General features: G+C 64.4%; 12 protein-coding genes. 4 read left to right on the top strand and 8 right to left on the bottom strand.

Translation table 11 applies throughout. The features are described from left to right. The first annotated feature begins 123 nt into the window (after positions 1-123). Together D618_RS0106470 and D618_RS0106465 are read left to right on the top strand one after the other, a co-directional pair. Positions 124-1,380: a M20/M25/M40 family metallo-hydrolase gene (locus D618_RS0106470; RefSeq protein ID WP_017670684.1), complete on the top strand. Its 1,257-nt coding sequence runs from the start codon at positions 124-126 to the stop codon at positions 1,378-1,380. Then, positions 1,377-1,913 carry a hypothetical protein gene (locus D618_RS0106465; protein WP_017670683.1) on the top strand — a complete coding sequence of 179 codons (537 nt, stop codon included), beginning with the start codon at positions 1,377-1,379 and terminating at the stop codon, positions 1,911-1,913. The genes D618_RS0106470 and D618_RS0106465 overlap by 4 nt, the downstream gene beginning before the upstream one ends. A 35-nt stretch (positions 1,914-1,948) precedes the next feature. Here the strand turns inward: D618_RS0106465 and D618_RS0106460 are convergent, their stop codons facing one another. Genes D618_RS0106460 through D618_RS0106450 form a run of 3 tightly spaced genes read right to left on the bottom strand, consistent with a single transcriptional unit; the run spans position 1,949 to position 6,193 of the window. Next, complete coding sequence (locus D618_RS0106460) at positions 1,949-4,156, bottom strand: CHASE2 domain-containing protein (RefSeq protein ID WP_017670682.1); 2,208 nt, start codon at positions 4,154-4,156, stop codon at positions 1,949-1,951. After that, positions 4,149-5,483: a FecR domain-containing protein gene (locus tag D618_RS17850; protein WP_017670681.1), complete on the bottom strand. Its 1,335-nt coding sequence runs from the start codon at positions 5,481-5,483 to the stop codon at positions 4,149-4,151. Before D618_RS17850 ends, D618_RS0106460 begins: the two co-directional genes overlap by 8 nt. After that, entirely contained in the window at positions 5,480-6,193 is a 714-nt protein-coding gene (locus D618_RS0106450; protein WP_017670680.1) for a response regulator transcription factor, read from the bottom strand. Before D618_RS0106450 ends, D618_RS17850 begins: the two co-directional genes overlap by 4 nt. Before the next feature lie 191 nt (positions 6,194-6,384). Here D618_RS0106450 and D618_RS0106445 point away from each other — a divergent pair, with 191 nt between their 5' ends. Further along, the gene (locus D618_RS0106445) at positions 6,385-7,887 is read left to right on the top strand and encodes an aldehyde dehydrogenase family protein (RefSeq protein ID WP_017670679.1); all 1,503 of its coding nucleotides are present in this window, start codon (positions 6,385-6,387) and stop codon (positions 7,885-7,887) included. 7 nt (positions 7,888-7,894) lie between these two features. Here D618_RS0106445 and D618_RS0106440 read toward each other — a convergent pair whose 3' ends face one another. The 5 genes from D618_RS0106440 to D618_RS0106420 all read right to left on the bottom strand — a co-directional run bounded on the left by D618_RS0106440 (position 7,895) and on the right by D618_RS0106420 (position 15,274). After that, the gene (locus tag D618_RS0106440) at positions 7,895-9,535 is read right to left on the bottom strand and encodes an ATP-binding protein (protein WP_081590437.1); all 1,641 of its coding nucleotides are present in this window, start codon (positions 9,533-9,535) and stop codon (positions 7,895-7,897) included. Between the two features lie 129 nt (positions 9,536-9,664). After that, entirely contained in the window at positions 9,665-10,804 is a 1,140-nt protein-coding gene (gene zapE, locus D618_RS0106435; protein WP_017670677.1) for a cell division protein ZapE, read from the bottom strand. Further along, positions 10,801-11,286, bottom strand: a complete 486-nt coding sequence (locus D618_RS0106430; protein ID WP_026091371.1) for a PaaI family thioesterase — start codon at positions 11,284-11,286, stop codon at positions 10,801-10,803. The genes zapE and D618_RS0106430 overlap by 4 nt, the downstream gene beginning before the upstream one ends. Positions 11,287-11,330: 44 nt before the next feature. Then, the gene (locus D618_RS0106425) at positions 11,331-12,113 is read right to left on the bottom strand and encodes a succinate dehydrogenase iron-sulfur subunit (RefSeq protein WP_017670675.1); all 783 of its coding nucleotides are present in this window, start codon (positions 12,111-12,113) and stop codon (positions 11,331-11,333) included. A 242-nt stretch (positions 12,114-12,355) separates the two neighbouring features. Next, entirely contained in the window at positions 12,356-15,274 is a 2,919-nt protein-coding gene (locus D618_RS0106420; RefSeq protein ID WP_026091370.1) for a ribonuclease E/G, read from the bottom strand. A 631-nt stretch (positions 15,275-15,905) separates the two neighbouring features. Between D618_RS0106420 and D618_RS0106415 the strand changes: the two genes are divergently transcribed. Continuing rightward, entirely contained in the window at positions 15,906-17,075 is a 1,170-nt protein-coding gene (locus D618_RS0106415) for an N-acetylmuramoyl-L-alanine amidase (protein ID WP_238550602.1), read from the top strand. Positions 17,076-17,122: the final 47 nt, after the last annotated feature.

Raw genomic sequence — 17,122 nt, 5'->3', positions numbered from 1 at the left:
GGGGGGGGGGGGGGGGGGGGGGGGGTCGTCGGCGCTGAGCGTCGCGTCTGTACGCCTACCCACCCCCAACCCCTCCCTAGAAGGGAGGGGAGCAAGATTGAAACGTTACACATAGGGGATCGCATGGCTTTTCGGACATTCCTCGCGGCACTCGCGCTTAGTGCCAGCCTTGCCGCGCCCGCCCTTGCGCAGGATGCGGCGGCTGCCAAGACTGCGCTGGCAGGCGATTATGACCGGATCGTCAAGGAACTGATCACCATCACCGAAATCCCCGCGCCGCCGTTTGCCGAGCAGGCGCGCGGTGCGTATCTGGCGCAGCAGTTCAAGGCGCTGGGTCTGACCGAGGTGGCGACCGACGCGGTTGGCAATGTCACCGGCATCCGGCGCGGCACGGCACCCGCTGGCGGGCCTTTGGTGGTGATCAGCGCGCATCTCGACACCGTCTTCCCCAAGGGTACCGACGTCACGGTGCGGCGCGAGGGCAATACGCTGAACGCGCCGGGTATCGGTGATGATAGCGTTGGGCTGGCTGGCCTGCTGGCCTGGGTCCGCGCGCTGAATGCCGCCAAGGTGCCGACCAAGCACGACATTCTGTTCGTCGCCACGGTGGGCGAGGAAGGTCCGGGCGATCTGCGCGGGGTGCGGCACCTGTTCACCCAGAATGCCTATAAAAGCCGGATTGCCGCGTTCATTTCGGTCGATGGGTCCGACCCTTCGCGCATCGTCAATCAGGCGGTCGGGTCCAAGCGCTACAACATCGCCTTCACCGGTCCGGGTGGGCACAGCTATGGCGCGTTCGGCATCGTAAACCCGATGGCGGCGATGGCCGATGCGGTCAAGCGGCTGTACGAGACCGATGTGCCGTCCAGCCCGCGCACCAGCTTTGCCGCCAGCGTCGTCTCGGGCGGAACGTCGGTCAATTCGATCCCCGACCGGATCGAGCTTCAGGTCGACATGCGCTCGCCCGATCCCAAGGCGCTCGACCGCCTGGAAAAGCGTTTCCTGAGCATCGTCGACGAGGCGGTGGCAGCGGAGAATTTCGCTCGGTCGACCAATGTGGGCCAGATCGGCGCGGAGAAAACCAAGATCGGCGATCGGCCCGCAGGCGGCACGGCGGACACCCACCCGCTGGTCGTTACCAGCCAGAGGGTACTGGGCGAGCATGGCTATGCCACACAGCTTCAGGCATCGTCGACCGATGCCAACATCCCGATGAGCCTGGGCATCCCGGCGATTACCATCGGTTCGGGAGGCGGTGGTGGTCGCGCCCATTCGGTCGATGAATATGTGAATATCGAGCGCAATGCATTTGTCGGCGGACTGTCTTCAGGCTTGGCGTTGCTGGTTGCCGTGGCCAACCTGGACTGGGCGGTCAAATGATCCGCGCCTGGCCATTCCTCGCTTCCGCAGCCCTGCTGGCAGGATGCGCATCGCCGGTCGTGACGCGGATCGATGCCACTGCGCCCGTGCCTGCGCGGGGCAGCTTCTCGCTGGCCCCCGAGCCGGATGACTTGTCTCCCCTGCATGTGCAGGCGCGCGACATGGTCGTTGCCGGCCTGCAGCAGCAGGGCTGGCGTGATGCAGAAGCGGCCGAGTATCTGCTGGCAGTAACCCTGTCCGATCGTCCGGCCAGCGCGGTCCTCCGCGCCGGGGATGACGCGGGCCGCGCCACTGGCGTGATTGCGCCTGCTGCCACCCGCGCGAACAACAAGGGGTGCGCACAGCGTGATCACCGGCTGGCAATCACCCTGACCCGGCGGGTCAGCGGCGACGTTGCCTTTTCAGGCTCCGCTGCGGAATTCCATTGCAAGGCAGGGCTCTATGACAGCCTGCCACATCTGGTGAGCGCCGCACTCGGCGGGCTTTCCGGGCGGAACGGCATGCTGCAGGTCGAGCGCGCAGGCGTGCGATAGGCCCTTCCTGCCGGCTGCCTTGCGGGTGCCTGGAACTATTCGTCCAGCGGCAATGTCAGCAGAAACTCTGCCCCGCCTTCGGGCCGGTTGCGCGCCGTGATCGACCCGCCGTGCCGCGCGGCCACGGCGGCGACATAATTCAACCCAAGGCCGATGCCCTTGACCGTCGTGCCGGTGCGCGCGCTGGCGAAGCGTTCGAACAGCCGTGGCAGAATATCGGCGGCGATGCCTTGGCCATCATCGCGCACCGCGATCTGCACCGCGCCCTCTGCGAGATCGACATGCACCGTGACCCGGCCCAGGTCGGGGCTGTACTTGACCGCATTGTCGATCAGGTTGACGCAGGCGCGGAACAGGCTTTCGCGCTCGGCGGCGACAAAGGCGCAGTCGCTATCGTCGACCACCAGCACCTGCACGCCGCGCTGCTGCGCGATCGGCCAGAGGCTGTCGGCGGCCTCGCTGGCCAGATCGGCAGCAATCACCGGCTCGGGATCGAACGGGCGTTCCTGCATCCGCGCCAGATCGACGAAATTGTCGGCGAGCGTCAGCGTGTGGCGGGCGTGACGGGCAATGCGGACACGGTCGATCTCGCCGCCCTGCTGCCCTATCAAGGCAAGGATCGCGGCCTGCGGCGCGCGCATATCGTGCGACAGCAGTTGCAGCATCCGTTCACGCTCGGCCCGCGCCTCGGCAATTTCGGTGATGTCGGTCAGATAGTCGATATGCCCGCGCAGGCTGCCATCGGCGCTGGCGATGGCAGCGCGGCGGAGCACGAAGTGGCGCCGGTCGTGGGCTTCGAATTCGATATGGCGGCCCCCCGGATTGGCAAGATAGGCGCGCAGTGGCTCGGTTCCTAAGGGCACGGTGATGCTCGCCAGCAAGCTTGCTGCGTCCTGCCCGATCAGCGATTTGCCGAATGCACCATCAGCGGCTGCGTTGGTCAGCACGATGCGTCCGGCCATGTCGCTGACCAGCGCAGGATCGGGCAACCCGGCCAGCGTGTCGCCGACAAAGCGCTTGAGATCGCGCAACTGATCGATAGCGTCGGCCAGCTGGCCTGCCTGCCGGGTGACATGGTCGCTATCGGCAGGCCCGGCCCCACCGAGTGGCAGCGCCTCCTCGCGCTCCAGCGAGGCGAGTTCGCCCGCCATATAGTCGCTTGCCGCCTGCAGCCTGCGCCAGCCCCATAACGGGTAGACCAGGGCCAGCCCCAGCAACGCCGGACCGGGAGCAATCCACAGATTGAAGGCCAGTGCGATGATGCTGCCTGCCAGCACCGTCACTGCCATCGCCACCACCAGCAGATTGACGCTGCGTGGCCTGATCCGCCAGAACGAAAGCAGCAGCAGCCAGGCGGGCGCCAGCGCGAGCAGCAGTGCGGCGCTGGTCTCAGGCTGCCGCACCCAATGTCTGCCGGTCAAGGCATTGGCGATATTGGCGTTGATCTCGACGCCCGGCATGTTACCGCCATCGGATACCGGCACCGGATAGCGATCACCCAAGCCTTGCGCGGTCATGCCGATCAGCACGCGCCGCCCGGTGATCAGCGCATCTGGCACCTCGCCGCGCAGCACGCTGCTGTACGAGACGGTGGCAAAACTCTCCTGTGCGGCAAAGCGCAGGCGCGCTGGCTGCTGGCATGACGGCCAGCGCGCTGGCCTGCGTTCCTGCGTCATCAGATGGGGGTAGGGGGGCGTGGTCTTGTCCTGCGCAAAGCATAGCGCTGCAGAACGGACGGTGCCGTCGCGGTCGATCGCGGTGTTGGCGTGCCGCACGCTGCCGGCTGCGCGCAGCAGCGCCGGTGCTGGGTCGATCCGGTCATAAGCCTGACCATTGCGACCGGGCTGAACAAACTGGGCCGGTATGAAGACCCGGTCGAGCCGCAGCATGGCGGCAGCCAGCGCGCTATCGTCGGGGGTAGGCTCGGACAGCAGCATGTCGATTGTCACGGATTCCGGGCGCGCCAGTGCCAGGCGTTCCAGCAGCGCAGCGTGCAGGCTGCGTGGCCATGGCCAGCGACCCAGCGTGGCAAGGCTGGGCTCGTCGATGGCGATGATCAGGATGTCGGGGTCTGCTTCGGCCGGAGCGATGCGCATCGCGGCATCATAGAGCAGGTCGTCTGCGGGCTGCGTCCAATGCCCCAGCACGACAGCGGCAATGATCGCCGAGGCCAATGCCGCGACCCAGATCCATTCGATACGGAAACGGCGCCGCAGGCCAGCCGCTCCGCTGCGGCTATTCATCGAGGGCGAAGCTCTCGAACTGCGACCATTCGGTGTCGGTTTCTTCCGCGCTGTGCGTCGTGGTGCCCACGCGCCACAGATAACGCCCGGGCGGAAGATCGCTCAGCACGATCGATGATCCCGCAAGGCCGGCCTCATCGACGATGAAGACCGGGCTGTCGGCGCTGCGCAGCTGGAAGCGATAGCGGCGCACGCCCTCACCACTGCCGGTCCAGCGGAAGACATAGCCCTCTTCGGCTGCCACCGCGCCTTGTGTGGCGGTGGCAAGCCGGCGGCGGAACGCGACCGTACCGGGAAGGCCTTCCAGCCCTGACGTCGCAATCGCGGTGAACCGGGCGAAATAATTGCCATTGGGCAGCGCCGCCAGGGTGAAGTCGGGCCGTGCTGCATCGATGGCGTCCACGATATCGACAAATCCGCTGTCCCGCGCGATCAGCAGCCGATAGGCCGCAGCGCCCGGAACGGCGTTAACGGCGAAGGTCAATGCGGGCGCACGCTGCACACCGCTGCCTGCAGTCACCACAGGCGCGGGCAGCAGCGGCTCGACCGCGATACCGCCGGTCTTGCCGATCACGGCGCCGAACTCGGGAGCCAGCCGGGTTTCCTTCGCCACCTCTCCGGTCGTGAGGCCGATGCCGCCTTCGATCAGCTCTGCCCGCGCGGTGGCGGTCGCGGCGTCGTAATGGGTGCGAAAATCGGTGCCGCGCACAGCCGACACCGCAATCGGGTTGCGCAGGCGAAAGCGGTCGTCGCGGTTGCGGAACGGCGTGACCCGGCTGCGCACCGATCCGCTTTCCAGCGCCAGATCGTAATCGATGCTGTCGGTGATCAGCAGCTTGCGCAGCCGCGCGATCCTGAGCGCGCTATTCGACGGGAGGGTAATCACCGATCCATCGGTCAGTGCGAGCGACACCGATGAGGCAGGGCCGGTCGAGATGCGCGCGCCTTCGCCGAGCGCCTGGCCCATCGTGACCGGGCGCGAAGGCTGGCCTGCAGCAGCCACCTGGGCCACCCCGCGAAAGGCGGCGACGGTTGCCGTGGCCGGCCGCGATTTCAACAGGCGGACCGGCAGTGCGATCTGGCTTGCGACCTTGAGGCGGTGCGGATCGCCGATGCGGTTGAGCCTTTGCACCTGCGGCCAATCGGCCTCGCGGATCATATATGCCCGCGCCAGGCTGATCAGCGTATCGCCCTTGCGCACGGTGTAGACGATGGCGTCATCCCCCGGCGCGGCTTGCGCGCGCGCAGGCTGTGGCATGGCGAGGATGAAGGCGCCCAGCAGGGCGAGCAGCATCGGCCATAAGTTCGGCGCGGTACGCAGGGTCATTCGGTGGCAGCTTGGTCCTTGGCCGGGTCAATCGTCTCAAGCCGATAGCCATAACCGAAAACTGTGAAGATGCGATAGCCGTTCTCCGGCTTCAGCGACAGTTTGGATCGGACGCGCGAGATGTGCATGTCCAGCGTGCGCGTGGCCAGATCGGCGCTGGTCCGCCAGATCGTCTCCATGATGTAGGCGCGCGACAACGTGCGGTCGCGGTTGCGGAACAACAGATCGGCCAGCTCGAATTCCTTGGCCGTCAGCACGACCTCGGCACCCTGATGCCGGATGGTCTGCGCCATCCGGTCCAGCCGGTAGCCACCATATTCGGCGATCTTGTCGGTGCTGGCCCCACCGCTGGTCCGGCGCAGCACGGCAGCTATCCGCGCAGCGATGACGCCGTCTTCTTCCGGCTTGCAGATATAATCGTCAGCCCCTGCATTCAGCGCATCGGTGATATCGCGCTTGGCCGTCCGTGCCGTCAGCATGATCACCGGGGGGGGAGCTTCCAGAGTGGTTTGCATCCACTGGACAACCTGCAGCCCGGTCTTGCCCGGCATGTTCCAGTCCAGCATCACCAGGTCGAACGTGTCCCGCAGCAGCGCTGCCGAAAGCCGTTCGCCATCGTTGAACTTGGCGCAGATATGCCCCATGCCAATGACAACGTTTTCAAGAAAGTTCAGGCTGGTGCCATCATCATCTGCGATCGCGATGCGCATTAAGTTCCCCCGACGTGCGCCCCGGTTGGCTTTAACCCTTGTTAACCACGGCAAATGCCTGTTTTTGCACTGATTGGCGAGTCCCCCATACTTGTTTTTACACTGCTTTACATTAACCGGCGCAATCCTGTGCCCAAGACCTGCTTTTGCGCCGCACAGCCCTGGCCAATGGACCTAGAATTGAGGAAAAAATGAAATCCAGCAGCATTCATGTGAAGCAGCTCAGCACCGCTTTGGGATTTGACCTGCCCAAAGGGTTACTCGCGGTGACCAGTCCCATCGATGGTGAGCGGCTCGGCGGGTTCGATCCATCGGGTCCTGCCGATATTGCCACAGTGGCCCAGCGTGCGGCGCAGGCGTTCCTCGGATGGCGTACCGTACCCGCCCCCCGTCGGGGAGAGCTGGTCCGGCAGCTGGGAGAGGCGTTGCGCGCGCACAAGGCCGAGCTGGGCATGCTGGTCACGATCGACTGCGGCAAGCCGCTGTCCGAGGGGCTGGGCGAAGTGCAGGAGATGATCGACATCTGCGATTTCGCAGTCGGGCTCTCGCGCCAGCTGCACGGCCTGACCATCGCCAGCGAGCGGCCCGGGCACCGGATGAGCGAGACCTGGCATCCGCTGGGCCCGGTGGCGATCATCACCGCGTTCAACTTCCCCGTGGCGGTCTGGGCGTGGAACGCCGCGCTGGCGCTGGTCTGCGGCAACAGCGTGGTGTGGAAGCCGTCGGAAAAGACGCCGCTGACGGCGCTGGCCGTGCAGGCGCTGTTCGACCGGGTGGCAAGCCAGTTCGGACCGGATGCACCCGCCGGTCTGGCGCAGCTGGCGCTGGGCGATGCTGCCAGCGGTGCCGCTCTGGTCGCGGACCCGGCGATGGCGCTGATCTCGGCGACCGGCAGCACGGCGATGGGGCGGATCGTGGGACAGGCGGCCGCAAGGCGGTTCGCGCGCAGTCTGCTCGAGCTGGGCGGCAACAACGCAACCGTCGTCGCGCCCAGCGCCGACATGGATCTGGCGCTGACCGGCTGCGCCTTCGGCTTCATGGGCACGACCGGTCAGCGCTGCACGTCGCTGCGGCGGCTGTTCGTCCATGGCTCGATCTACGATGCCTTCGTGCCGCGCATCATCTCGGCAGCGGCGCGGCTGCCCATCGGCGACCCGCGCGAACCAGTGACGCTGGCCGGGCCGTTGATTGACGAGGCCGCGTTCACGGCAATGCAGGCGGCGCTGGCGGATGCTCGCGCCTTGGGTGCCGTGGTGCATGGCGGCGAGCGGATCGAGGGTCCGGGGCAGGGGGTGTATGTTCGCCCCGCGGTCGTGGAGATGAGCATGCAGGCCGGACCGATGCTGCGCGAAACCTTTGCGCCGATCCTCTATTGCCTGCGCTACGATACGCTGGAGGAAGCGATCGCGCTCAACAATGCGGCGAGCCATGGGCTGTCCTCGTCGATCTTCACCAACGATCTGCGCGAGGCCGAAGCGTTTGTTGCCGCATCGGGCAGCGATTGCGGCAATGCCAATATCAACATCGGCACATCGGGCGCGGAAATTGGCGGCGCATTCGGCGGCGAGAAGGAAACCGGCGGCGGCCGCGAGTCCGGATCGGACAGCTGGAAGGCGTACATGCGCCGCCAGACCAGCACGGTGAATTATTCCGCCGCGCTGCCGTTGGCGCAGGGAGTGACGTTCGAACTGTGATGCGCGGTTAACTGGCCGTCATGTTCAGCGCGACGTGCACCTTGTCGGCAAGATCATCGATGCTGTACGGCTTGACCAGCAGTACGACATTCCTGTCGATCACGCCGTTGTGCAAGATCGCGTTGCGGGTGTAGCCGGTGGTGTAGAGCACCTTCAGGTCTGGGCGGGTCTTGCGCAGCTGCTCGGTCAGCTGCCGCCCGTTCATTTTCGGCATGACCACATCGGTGAACAGCAGGTCGATCACCAGACCCTTCTGGATCAGGTGCAGCGCCTTTTGCGGGCTGTCGACATCATGGACGATGAAGCCCAGCTCTATCATGCTCGCGCGTGCCATCGCGCGGACGCCATCGTCATCCTCGACCACCAGCACCGTCAGGTTCTGCGGTGGCAAGAAGCGGATGCTGTCCTGCGGCTTGGCGTCCTGGCCGATGTCGCTTGCGCTGGAGCGGGGCAGGTAGAGCTTGACCGTGGTGCCCTTGCCCTCTTCCGAATAGAGGTTGAGATGGCCGGCGGATTGCTTGAGAAAGCCGTAGACCTGGCTCAGCCCCAGCCCGGTCCCCTTGCCGACATCCTTGGTCGTGAAGAACGGGTCCAGCGCGCGGGCCTGCACCTCGGGCGACATGCCAACGCCGGTATCGCTGATCGCGATCTGCACATAGTCCCCCGCGGCCAGATCATCATGCTGATCGCAATAGCTCGCATCCAGCGTCGCGTTGCCTGTTTCAATCACCAGACGCCCGCCATCGGGCATCGCGTCGCGTGCATTGATCGCCAGGTTGATGATCGCGGTTTCCAGCTGGGTCTGATCCGCATGGCAGGGCCAGACGTTCTCATCAAGCTGGATGTCGATTCGGATCTGCTCGCCCAGCGTGCGTTCGAGCAGCACGTTGACACCGCCCACCAGCGCGTTGACGTCCAGCCTGCGCGGTGCCAGCGGTTGCTTGCGGGCATAGGCCAGCAGGCGATGGGTCAGCGACGCCGCGCGCTCTGCGGCGGTTGCCGCATTGTCGATATGGGTCACCACGCGCGTATCGGGCTGCCCCCCCAAACGGCGCTTGGCCAAATCCAGCGATCCGGTGATGATCGCCAGCATGTTGTTGAAATCATGCGCTATGCCGCCGGTCAGGTGACCAATGGCGTCCAGCTTTTCAGCCTGGTGCAGCCGCGCCTCGGTTGCCTGCCTGTCGGCGATCTCTGCCTCGAGCTGGCGGGTGCGTTCGGCGACCAGATCATCAAGGTCAGCATTGAGCTGCGCCAGTTGATCGGCAACGGCCATGCGGTCGTCATGCGCGCGGAACACGCTTTCGATGATCAGCACGATCATCAGGCTGGTGAGCAGAAAGAAGGTGGTGGGCAGCCAGTTCATGTCGTCTGGCCGGACGATGGCAACGCCTGGCATGATCAACACCTCCAGCGCGATCGCCCCCAGTGTTGTCGTCAACATCGCAGGCCAGAACCCGGCGAAAAACGCACAGATGACGATACCGCCGAACAGGGTGATGAACGGGACGCCGCTGACATAGGGATCAAGCGCAAGTCTGCCGCCGACGCCCAGAACGCAGGCCGCAAGCGCGATCCCGATGCGCAATCCCGGTGAGCGGCGCGTTGCGCGTGCCCATCCGGTTGCGATGGCCAGTCGTTTTAACATGAAGAGGTGTCCGATCGGAAAACCCGACCGTGATAAACGGCTTCCAGCTTCTGGCGCACACTTATGTTGGTCTTGCAGGGCTTCGAAGCCGGTGTGGCAGCGAAGTTGCCATTACGGCAAGTGCGCTGATCAGCTCTGGTCCTCGCCAGCGTTGCGCGCGCCATGGCCCAGTGCCAGATAGCTGTCCGACTGCATTTCCATCAGGCGCGAGATCGTCCGGTCGAATTCGAACCTGCCATCGCCGCTCGAATAGAGGTCCATCGGTTCGGCGTCGGCAGACGCGATCAGCTTGACCTTCATTTCGTACAGCGCGTCGATTAGCGTCACGAAACGTGCGGCCTCGTTGCGGTTTTCCGGGCCAAGCTGCGGAATGCCAACCAGGAACACGGTGTGATAGCGCCGTGCGATGGCGAGATAATCGGGTGCGCCGCGTGCTTCGGTGCACAGCTTCTTGAACGAGAAGACCGCCACGCCCTTGAGCGACTTGGGGGCATGAACAGACCGTCCCCCGCTCACGGGGACATCCGCCGATGGCACATGCGCGGCATCATCTGGCGAATAATCGGTCAGCCGGAAGAACGCCTCGCGCAGGGCGGCGGTGGCGGCGGGGCCATTGGGCACATGCCAGGTATCGGTGCCGGAAAGGCGTTCCAGCCGGTAGTCGGTCGGGCCGTTCAAGGACTGGACGTCCAGCCGCTGCTTGATCAGTTCGATGAACGGCAGAAAATGTTCGCGGTTGAGGCCGTCCTTGTACAGGTCATCGGGCGGGCGGTTCGAGGTTGTCACGATAGTGACTCCGGCCTCGATGATCGCGGTGAACAGCCGCGACATGATCATCGCATCGGCGCTGTTGTTCACCACCATCTCATCGAACGCGATCAGCCGGTAATTGTCGCTGAACTGGCGCGCGACAGGCGGGATCGGGTCGCCCTGCATCTTGTCGCGCTCGACCCGCAGCCGGGCGTGAATATCCTGCATGAACTCGTGGAAATGGACCCGGACCTTGCGGCTGATGCCGACCGATTCGTAGAACAGGTCCATCAGCATCGATTTGCCGCGCCCGACACCGCCGAACATGTAGAGGCCGCGTACCGGCTTTGGCTGGGGCTGCATCGCCATCAGCCGCCAGAGCAGGCTTCCGCGGGGCGGCACGGCCTCCAGCGCATCCTGCATCGCCTGCAGGCGGACAGCGGCGGCACGCTGATCGGCGTCCGGGCGCAGTTCTCCGGCGCTCACCAGCGCTTCATAGCGGGCGAGGGTGCCGGTCATCCGGCCAGCTGGCTTTTGGGCGCGGGTGTCTTGCGGATCGTGCCGGTGAACGCGCACACGGTTTCGCCCTGCTGCTTGACCAGCCCGCGCAGAAACAGCAATCGCCCGGTTTCGCGGATGATCTCCACCTCTGCATCCATCGGTACGCCCACCTTGCCGGCACCAACGAAATGGCTGCCCAGCTCCAGCGTCACGCCTGGCCCATGGCGCAGCGAACCGTTGAGCCGCGCGCAGACGAACAAGGCGATATCGACCTGGGTCAATATCGCGCCGCCATGCACGTTATTGGCTAGATTGCCCTGCAGATGACCAGGCTCGGTGCGAACGACGACGGTACCATCGTCGCGCTGCATCACCCACATCGGGCCCAGGGTGCTGTTGTAGCGATTATCCTCGCGCAGCGCCCAGCGCATCCAGCCCGGACGCTCAGGGTCCGGGCCAAAGGCAAAATCATCGGGCAATACGGGTGCTTGCGCGTCCACCGGGCAAAAGGCTGTCGAACGGGTCAGATCAGGGCGGGGCCTGATCAGACGTGCCGTTCGACCTGCATTTTCTTGATCTCGGCAATCGCCCGCGCGGGGTTCAGCCCCTTGGGGCACACATTGGCGCAGTTCATGATGGTGTGGCAGCGATAGAGGCGGAAAGGATCTTCCAGCTCGTCCAGCCGCTCACCAGTCATCTCGTCGCGGCTGTCCGCCAGCCAGCGATAGGCCTGCAGCAGGATGGCAGGGCCCAGGAACTTGTCCGAGTTCCACCAGTAGCTCGGGCAGCTCGTCGAGCAGCAGGCGCACAGGATGCACTCGTACAGTCCGTCAAGCTTGGCGCGGTCGGCGGGCGACTGCAGCCGCTCCTTGCCCGAGGGCACCGGCGTCACGGTCTGCAGCCACGGGCGGATCGAAGCGTATTGCGCATAGAAATGGCTGAAATCGGGCACCAGGTCCTTGATCACATCCATGTGCGGCAGCGGCGTGATGCGCACCTCGCCCTTGCAATCCTCGATCGCGGTGGTGCAGGCTAGGCCGTTGCGGCCGTTGATGTTCATCGAGCAAGATCCGCAGATGCCCTCGCGGCACGAGCGGCGGAAGGTCAGAGTCGAATCCTGCTCGGACTTCATCTTGATCAGCGCGTCGAGCACCATCGGGCCGCAATCGTCCAGATCAATGTCGAACGTGTCGTAGCGCGGGTTTTCGCCGCTGTCCGGATCGTAGCGGTAAACCTTGAATTTCTTGGTCCGGCCACCGGTTTTGTTGCTGAACGCCTGGCCCTTGCCAGTGATCTTGCTGTTCGCCGGAAGCGTAAAGGTAGCCATGGAAATTCCTCGTCAATCAGTGCGTCCGGTGCCTAGATAGACACTTTGGTGCGCAGGCTCAATTGCATAAGACGATGGGGGTTAAAAACCTGCTGCAACTGGGGTCTGCCTGCGATCGGTGATGCGCTGGCCTTGCAGCGTGCGCGCTCGCCCGCTGGCCTGCTGTGCCTGACGCAAAAGGGGTGCCCCGCCATGTCGGCGAGGCACCCCTTTTGAGTTGAACAGCAAGCGGGCCGAGGCCCTTAGTTGCCGAAGGTGCGCTGCCACCAGCCACGACGCGCAGGACCGGTGTCCTCTGCTTCAGCAGCCTTGGCAGGCTTGGGGGCAGGTTCCGAAGCATCGGTGTCAGCCGCCTGGCCTTCGTCAGCCACTGGGGCTGCTTCCACCGCCGGAGCGGGGTCTGCAGCTTTGACAGCCTTGGGAGCCCTGGCGGCAGTTGCCACCACCTGATCGGCGGCATCGGCATCCACCTTGGGCGCGGCCTTCTTGCGCGGTGCGCGCTTGGGCTTGGGCTTCGCCTTGGCTTCTGCATCGGGGGCTTCTGCATCAGCCTCTGCGGCGGGGGCTTCGGCCACGGCGTCTGCCGATGCGTCTGCACCCGGCGCTTCGGCCGCTGCTTCTGCTGCAGGTTCAGCATCGGCAACAGGCTTCTTGGCGCGCGATTTGCGCTTCGGCTTGGGCTTTTCGGCGACGACTTCGGGCTCGGCGTCCGCTGTGGGCGCTGCATCCTCGGTCATTTCGACGGGGGCAGGGGCCTCCGCTTCGTTGACCGCGTCGGTGCTGGCTGCATCGGCGTTCGCTTCGCCGGTTTCACCAACCGCCTCGCTCGCCTCTGCATCGCTGCCTTCGCCGGTCTTGCGGCCGCGTCCGCCTCTGCGGCCACGACGCGCGCGGCGGGGCTTGGTGTCCGCGCCATCCTCAGCCTGTTCAGCCGACGCGGGCGCTTCGCCTGCCTCGGTGATGGCTTCCGCCTCGTCGGTCACGGCGCCGTTTTCGTCCTGCGCGATGCCATCGGCCTCGAAGTTGCCCTCGTTCTCGCTCTGCACACCTTCACCGTCACGGCGAGGACGCTTGCCCCGGCGGCGGCGGCGACGCTTGGCACGTCCGCCTTCGCCTTCCTCGCCACTGCGCGCTTCGGCAGGTCGTTCGGCGCGCTCGCTACCTTCACCCCGATCTCCCCGATCGCGGCGTTCACCGCGATTGCCGCGGTTGCCGCGCTTTTCGGTGACTTCTTCCTCTTCCTCGACCTCGTCGATTTCCTCTTCGATATCGTCTTCGTCATCGTCGATGATCGGCTGGAAGGTGACGGTCTTTTCCGGACGCGGACCGCTGGCGGTCACTTCCATCTTGGCACCTTCATTCTCCCCATTGGGCAGAATTTCGATGCGGACACCAAAGCGTTCCTCGATCTCGGCGATGTCGCGGCGCTTGTTGTTGAGGACGTAGATCGATGCTTCCTGGCTGGTGCGCAGCGTGATGATGCTGCCATGGCCGCGCGCTGATTCCTCTTCCAGCAGACGCAGCGCCGACAGACCTGCCGACGATGCGGTGCGGACAAGTCCGGTGCCGTCGCAGTGCGGGCAGGTGCGGGTCGATGCTTCCAGCACGCCGGTGCGCAGACGCTGGCGGCTCATTTCCATGAGGCCAAAGCCCGAAATGCGGCCCACCTGAATGCGCGCACGGTCGCTCTTCAACGCATCGCGCATGGCCTTTTCGACCTTGCGGACGTTGTTGCCATATTCCATGTCGATGAAGTCGATGACGACAAGGCCAGCCATGTCGCGCAGGCGCAACTGGCGGGCGATTTCGCGCGCGGCCTCAAGATTGGTGCTGAGCGCGGTCTGCTCGATCCCGTGTTCCTTGGTGGAACGCCCGGAGTTGATGTCGATCGACACCAGGGCTTCGGTCGGGTTGATGACCAGATAGCCACCCGACTTCAACTGAACGACCGGCTCGTACATCGCCGACAGCTGGTCTTCGGTGCCATAGCGCTGGAACAGCGGCACGGGGTCCGAATAGCTCTTCACCCGGCGTGCGTGGCTGGGCATCAGCAGCTTCATGAAGTCCTTGGCGGCGCGGTAGCCCGCTTCGCCCTCGACCAGCACTTCCTCGATATCGCGGTTGTAGATATCGCGGATCGCGCGCTTGATGAGGTCGCTGTCCGAATGGATGATCTCGGGCGCAGAAGCCTTCAGCGTCTTTTCGCGGATCTCGTCCCAGAGCCGTGCGAGATAGTCGAAGTCGCGCTTGATCTCGGGCTTGGTGCGCGAAAGGCCTGCGGTGCGCACGATGCAGCCCATGGTAGCGGGCAGCTTCATCTCGGCGATGATCGTCTTCAGCCGCTTGCGATCGGACGCGTTGCTGATCTTGCGGCTGATGCCGCCGCCATGCGCGCTGTTGGGCATGAGGACGCAATAGCGGCCCGCGAGCGACAGATAGGTGGTGAGCGCAGCACCCTTGTTGCCGCGTTCTTCCTTGACGACCTGGACCAGCATCACCTGGCGGCGCTGGATGACATCCTGGATCTTGTAGCGACGACGCAGCGCCATGCGGTTGGTGCGCGCCTCGTCGCTGGCCTTGGCCTTGCCGCCACGGCCGTCACGACGCTTGCGACGGCCCGAGTTGCGGCCATTGCCGTTGCTCTCGCCGCTGGATTCGCGTGCCTCGTCGGACTCTTCGCTGTCACCATCGCTGTCGGAATCGGCTTCGCTGTCGCCGTCGTTGGACAGCGTTTCGGCAGCGATCGGCTCGTCATCGGCTTCGATCAGGCCATCGTCGGACAGGCCGTCGTCATAGCTGCCTTCATCGCCGCCGCGTCCTGCCGCATCGTCAGCCTCTTCCTCGGCGGCCAGCGCGTCGGCCTCTTCCTTGGCGTGACGGGCTTCTTCAGCCAGCAGCGCGATCTTGTCCTCGCGCGGGATCTGGTAATAGTCGGGATGGATTTCGGAAAAGGCGAGGAAGCCGTGGCGGTTGCCGCCGTAATCGACAAAAGCCGCCTGCAGCGAGGGTTCTACCCTGGTAACCTTGGCGAGATAGATATTGCCCTTGATCTGCTTGTGTTCTGCAGATTCAAAGTCGAATTCCTCAATCCGATTTCCTTTGAGCACCGCCACCCGGGTTTCTTCCTGGTGGCGCGCATCGATCAACATGCGCGTTGTCATTCAATATTCTCCGTGCGCGCGCACCGGGCGGAACCGGCCGGGTCGCTGCGCTTCTGTTTGCTAAGGCGCTGCCGCCCCCGAAGATGGGGGCGTTGCGCATACGTGTGTGTACGATAGGGATTGTGTCTGCTGTACAGGTTCGCAGGGCGTCAAGCGCACTGGCCGCGTCGCTTTTCCGCAGCCAACCGCCCGAAAGCGGGGTGGCGGAAAAGGCGGTATTCAAACCCATAAAGCGTCAACCTGGTGATACGGTATCGGCGGCATAGAAAGCCGTCGCGCCGTCATTGAATGCGGGGAATGGCCGGTTAAGCCAATGAGCCGCAAAGCTTTGCTAGCATCGCTTGCATCATACAGCAACAAAAAGCTCATTTCGTCGCAGAGGCCGGCAATGAAGATGCCTCAACCTCCATAAGACGGCAGGCGTCGGCATTCCTAAAGCCCCTCGTGGTAAAATTTCTGGTAACCAGATCGTTTCACACGGTTTTTTCGGCTTAACCCTAATCGTGCCTTTATCAAGAGAAGAGGCACGATTCCAGCGATGACGAAATTGCACTGGACCGGACAATCACGCCGGAGGCATAAGACAGACATGGTCTGGCTGTCTTCCATCTGCGCGTCCCTGGCGTGCTCCGTGCCGGTGCAGGCCGGCGAGGTCTCGAATGTGGAGGTGCATGCCAATCAGATTGTGCTGCACTTCAACGATCCGATCGAGAGCGCCAGCAGCTTCGTGCTGAGTGGACCGGACCGCATCGCCATCGATATCAAGGGGGCGACTGCCCGTTCCAACGCACTCTATCAAAGTGGCCTGTTCCGCACAGTGCGCATGGCGCAGTTCGATACCGATACCGCACGCGTCGTGCTGGACCTCGACCGCCCGGCTGTGATCAGCGCCGGCACATTTTCCGATGATGGCCGCAGTCTGACATTGTCGGTGACCGAACTGGGATCGTCCGAACTGCACGGCGTGCTCAATGCGTCCCGCCAGTCTTTCGTGCCGCCGGCATCCTTCCGGGCAGAGCCGCCGCCGCGTCGCTACAGTGTCCGCATACCACTGCCAAAGCCCAGCAAGGGGCCGCGACTGCCACGGATCGAGGGGCCGGACGACAGTTCGCGTCCGCTGGTGGTCATCGATGCCGGGCATGGCGGGCATGATCCCGGAGCGGTCAGTCCGCACGATGGCACGCACGAAAGCAAGGTCACCCTGCAGATCTCCCGGGCGATCCGCGATCAGTTGCTCAAGACCGGCCGCTTCCGCGTGGCGCTGACGCGCGATAGCGATACATTCCTGGTGCTGCAGGAGCGTTATGGCATCGCGCGGCGATTGGGAGCCGATCTTTTCATCTCGGTTCACGCCGATGCCGCTGCCTCGCAGACTGCGCGCGGCGCAACCATCTATACGCTGTCCGAGGTCGCGTCCGACCGCGAAGCGGCACGGCTTGCCGCGCGCGAAAACAAGGCGGATATCCTGAACGGGGTCAACCTGTCCGATGCGCCATCCGACGTGTCCTCGATCCTGATCGACCTTACCCAGCGCGAAACGATGAATCTGTCGGCAGATTTCGCCCGGCTTCTGCGGCGCGAAGGCGACGACAAGATGAACTTCCGCACAGACTCGCACCGCTTCGCCTCGCTGATGGTGCTGAAGGCGCCCGATGTGCCGTCGGTGTTGCTGGAAACCGGCTATGTCAGCAATGTCGACGACGTCGCGCTGCTTAATACCGCCGCTTATCGCCGCAGGATTGCGGAATCGGTCAGCCAGGCGGTCACGGTGTTTTTCGCACGTAAACTGGCGTCGCGCTGATCTGCCAGGCACCAATCCGCTCTGGCCATATTCAGGAATGATGTGCT

The organism is Blastomonas sp. AAP53 (assembly GCF_000331245.1).
GTDB lineage: Bacteria > Pseudomonadota > Alphaproteobacteria > Sphingomonadales > Sphingomonadaceae > Blastomonas.
The sequence above is the reverse complement of the archived record's forward strand: the minus strand, read 5'-3'. Positions and strand labels throughout refer to the sequence as shown.

What these genes read in the sequence shown, in the direction of transcription:
- D618_RS0106470 (WP_017670684.1), top strand. Translation starts at nt 124, where the DNA reads ATGGCTTTTCGGACATTCCTCGCGGCACTCGCGCTTAGTGCCAGCCTT.
- D618_RS0106465 (WP_017670683.1), top strand. Translation starts at nt 1,377, where the DNA reads ATGATCCGCGCCTGGCCATTCCTCGCTTCCGCAGCCCTGCTGGCAGGA.
- D618_RS0106460 (WP_017670682.1), bottom strand. Translation starts at nt 4,156, where the DNA reads ATGAATAGCCGCAGCGGAGCGGCTGGCCTGCGGCGCCGTTTCCGTATC.
- D618_RS17850 (WP_017670681.1), bottom strand. Translation starts at nt 5,483, where the DNA reads ATGACCCTGCGTACCGCGCCGAACTTATGGCCGATGCTGCTCGCCCTG.
- D618_RS0106450 (WP_017670680.1), bottom strand. Translation starts at nt 6,193, where the DNA reads ATGCGCATCGCGATCGCAGATGATGATGGCACCAGCCTGAACTTTCTT.
- D618_RS0106445 (WP_017670679.1), top strand. Translation starts at nt 6,385, where the DNA reads ATGAAATCCAGCAGCATTCATGTGAAGCAGCTCAGCACCGCTTTGGGA.
- D618_RS0106440 (WP_081590437.1), bottom strand. Translation starts at nt 9,535, where the DNA reads ATGTTAAAACGACTGGCCATCGCAACCGGATGGGCACGCGCAACGCGC.
- zapE (WP_017670677.1), bottom strand. Translation starts at nt 10,804, where the DNA reads ATGACCGGCACCCTCGCCCGCTATGAAGCGCTGGTGAGCGCCGGAGAA.
- D618_RS0106425 (WP_017670675.1), bottom strand. Translation starts at nt 12,113, where the DNA reads ATGGCTACCTTTACGCTTCCGGCGAACAGCAAGATCACTGGCAAGGGC.
- D618_RS0106420 (WP_026091370.1), bottom strand. Translation starts at nt 15,274, where the DNA reads ATGACAACGCGCATGTTGATCGATGCGCGCCACCAGGAAGAAACCCGG.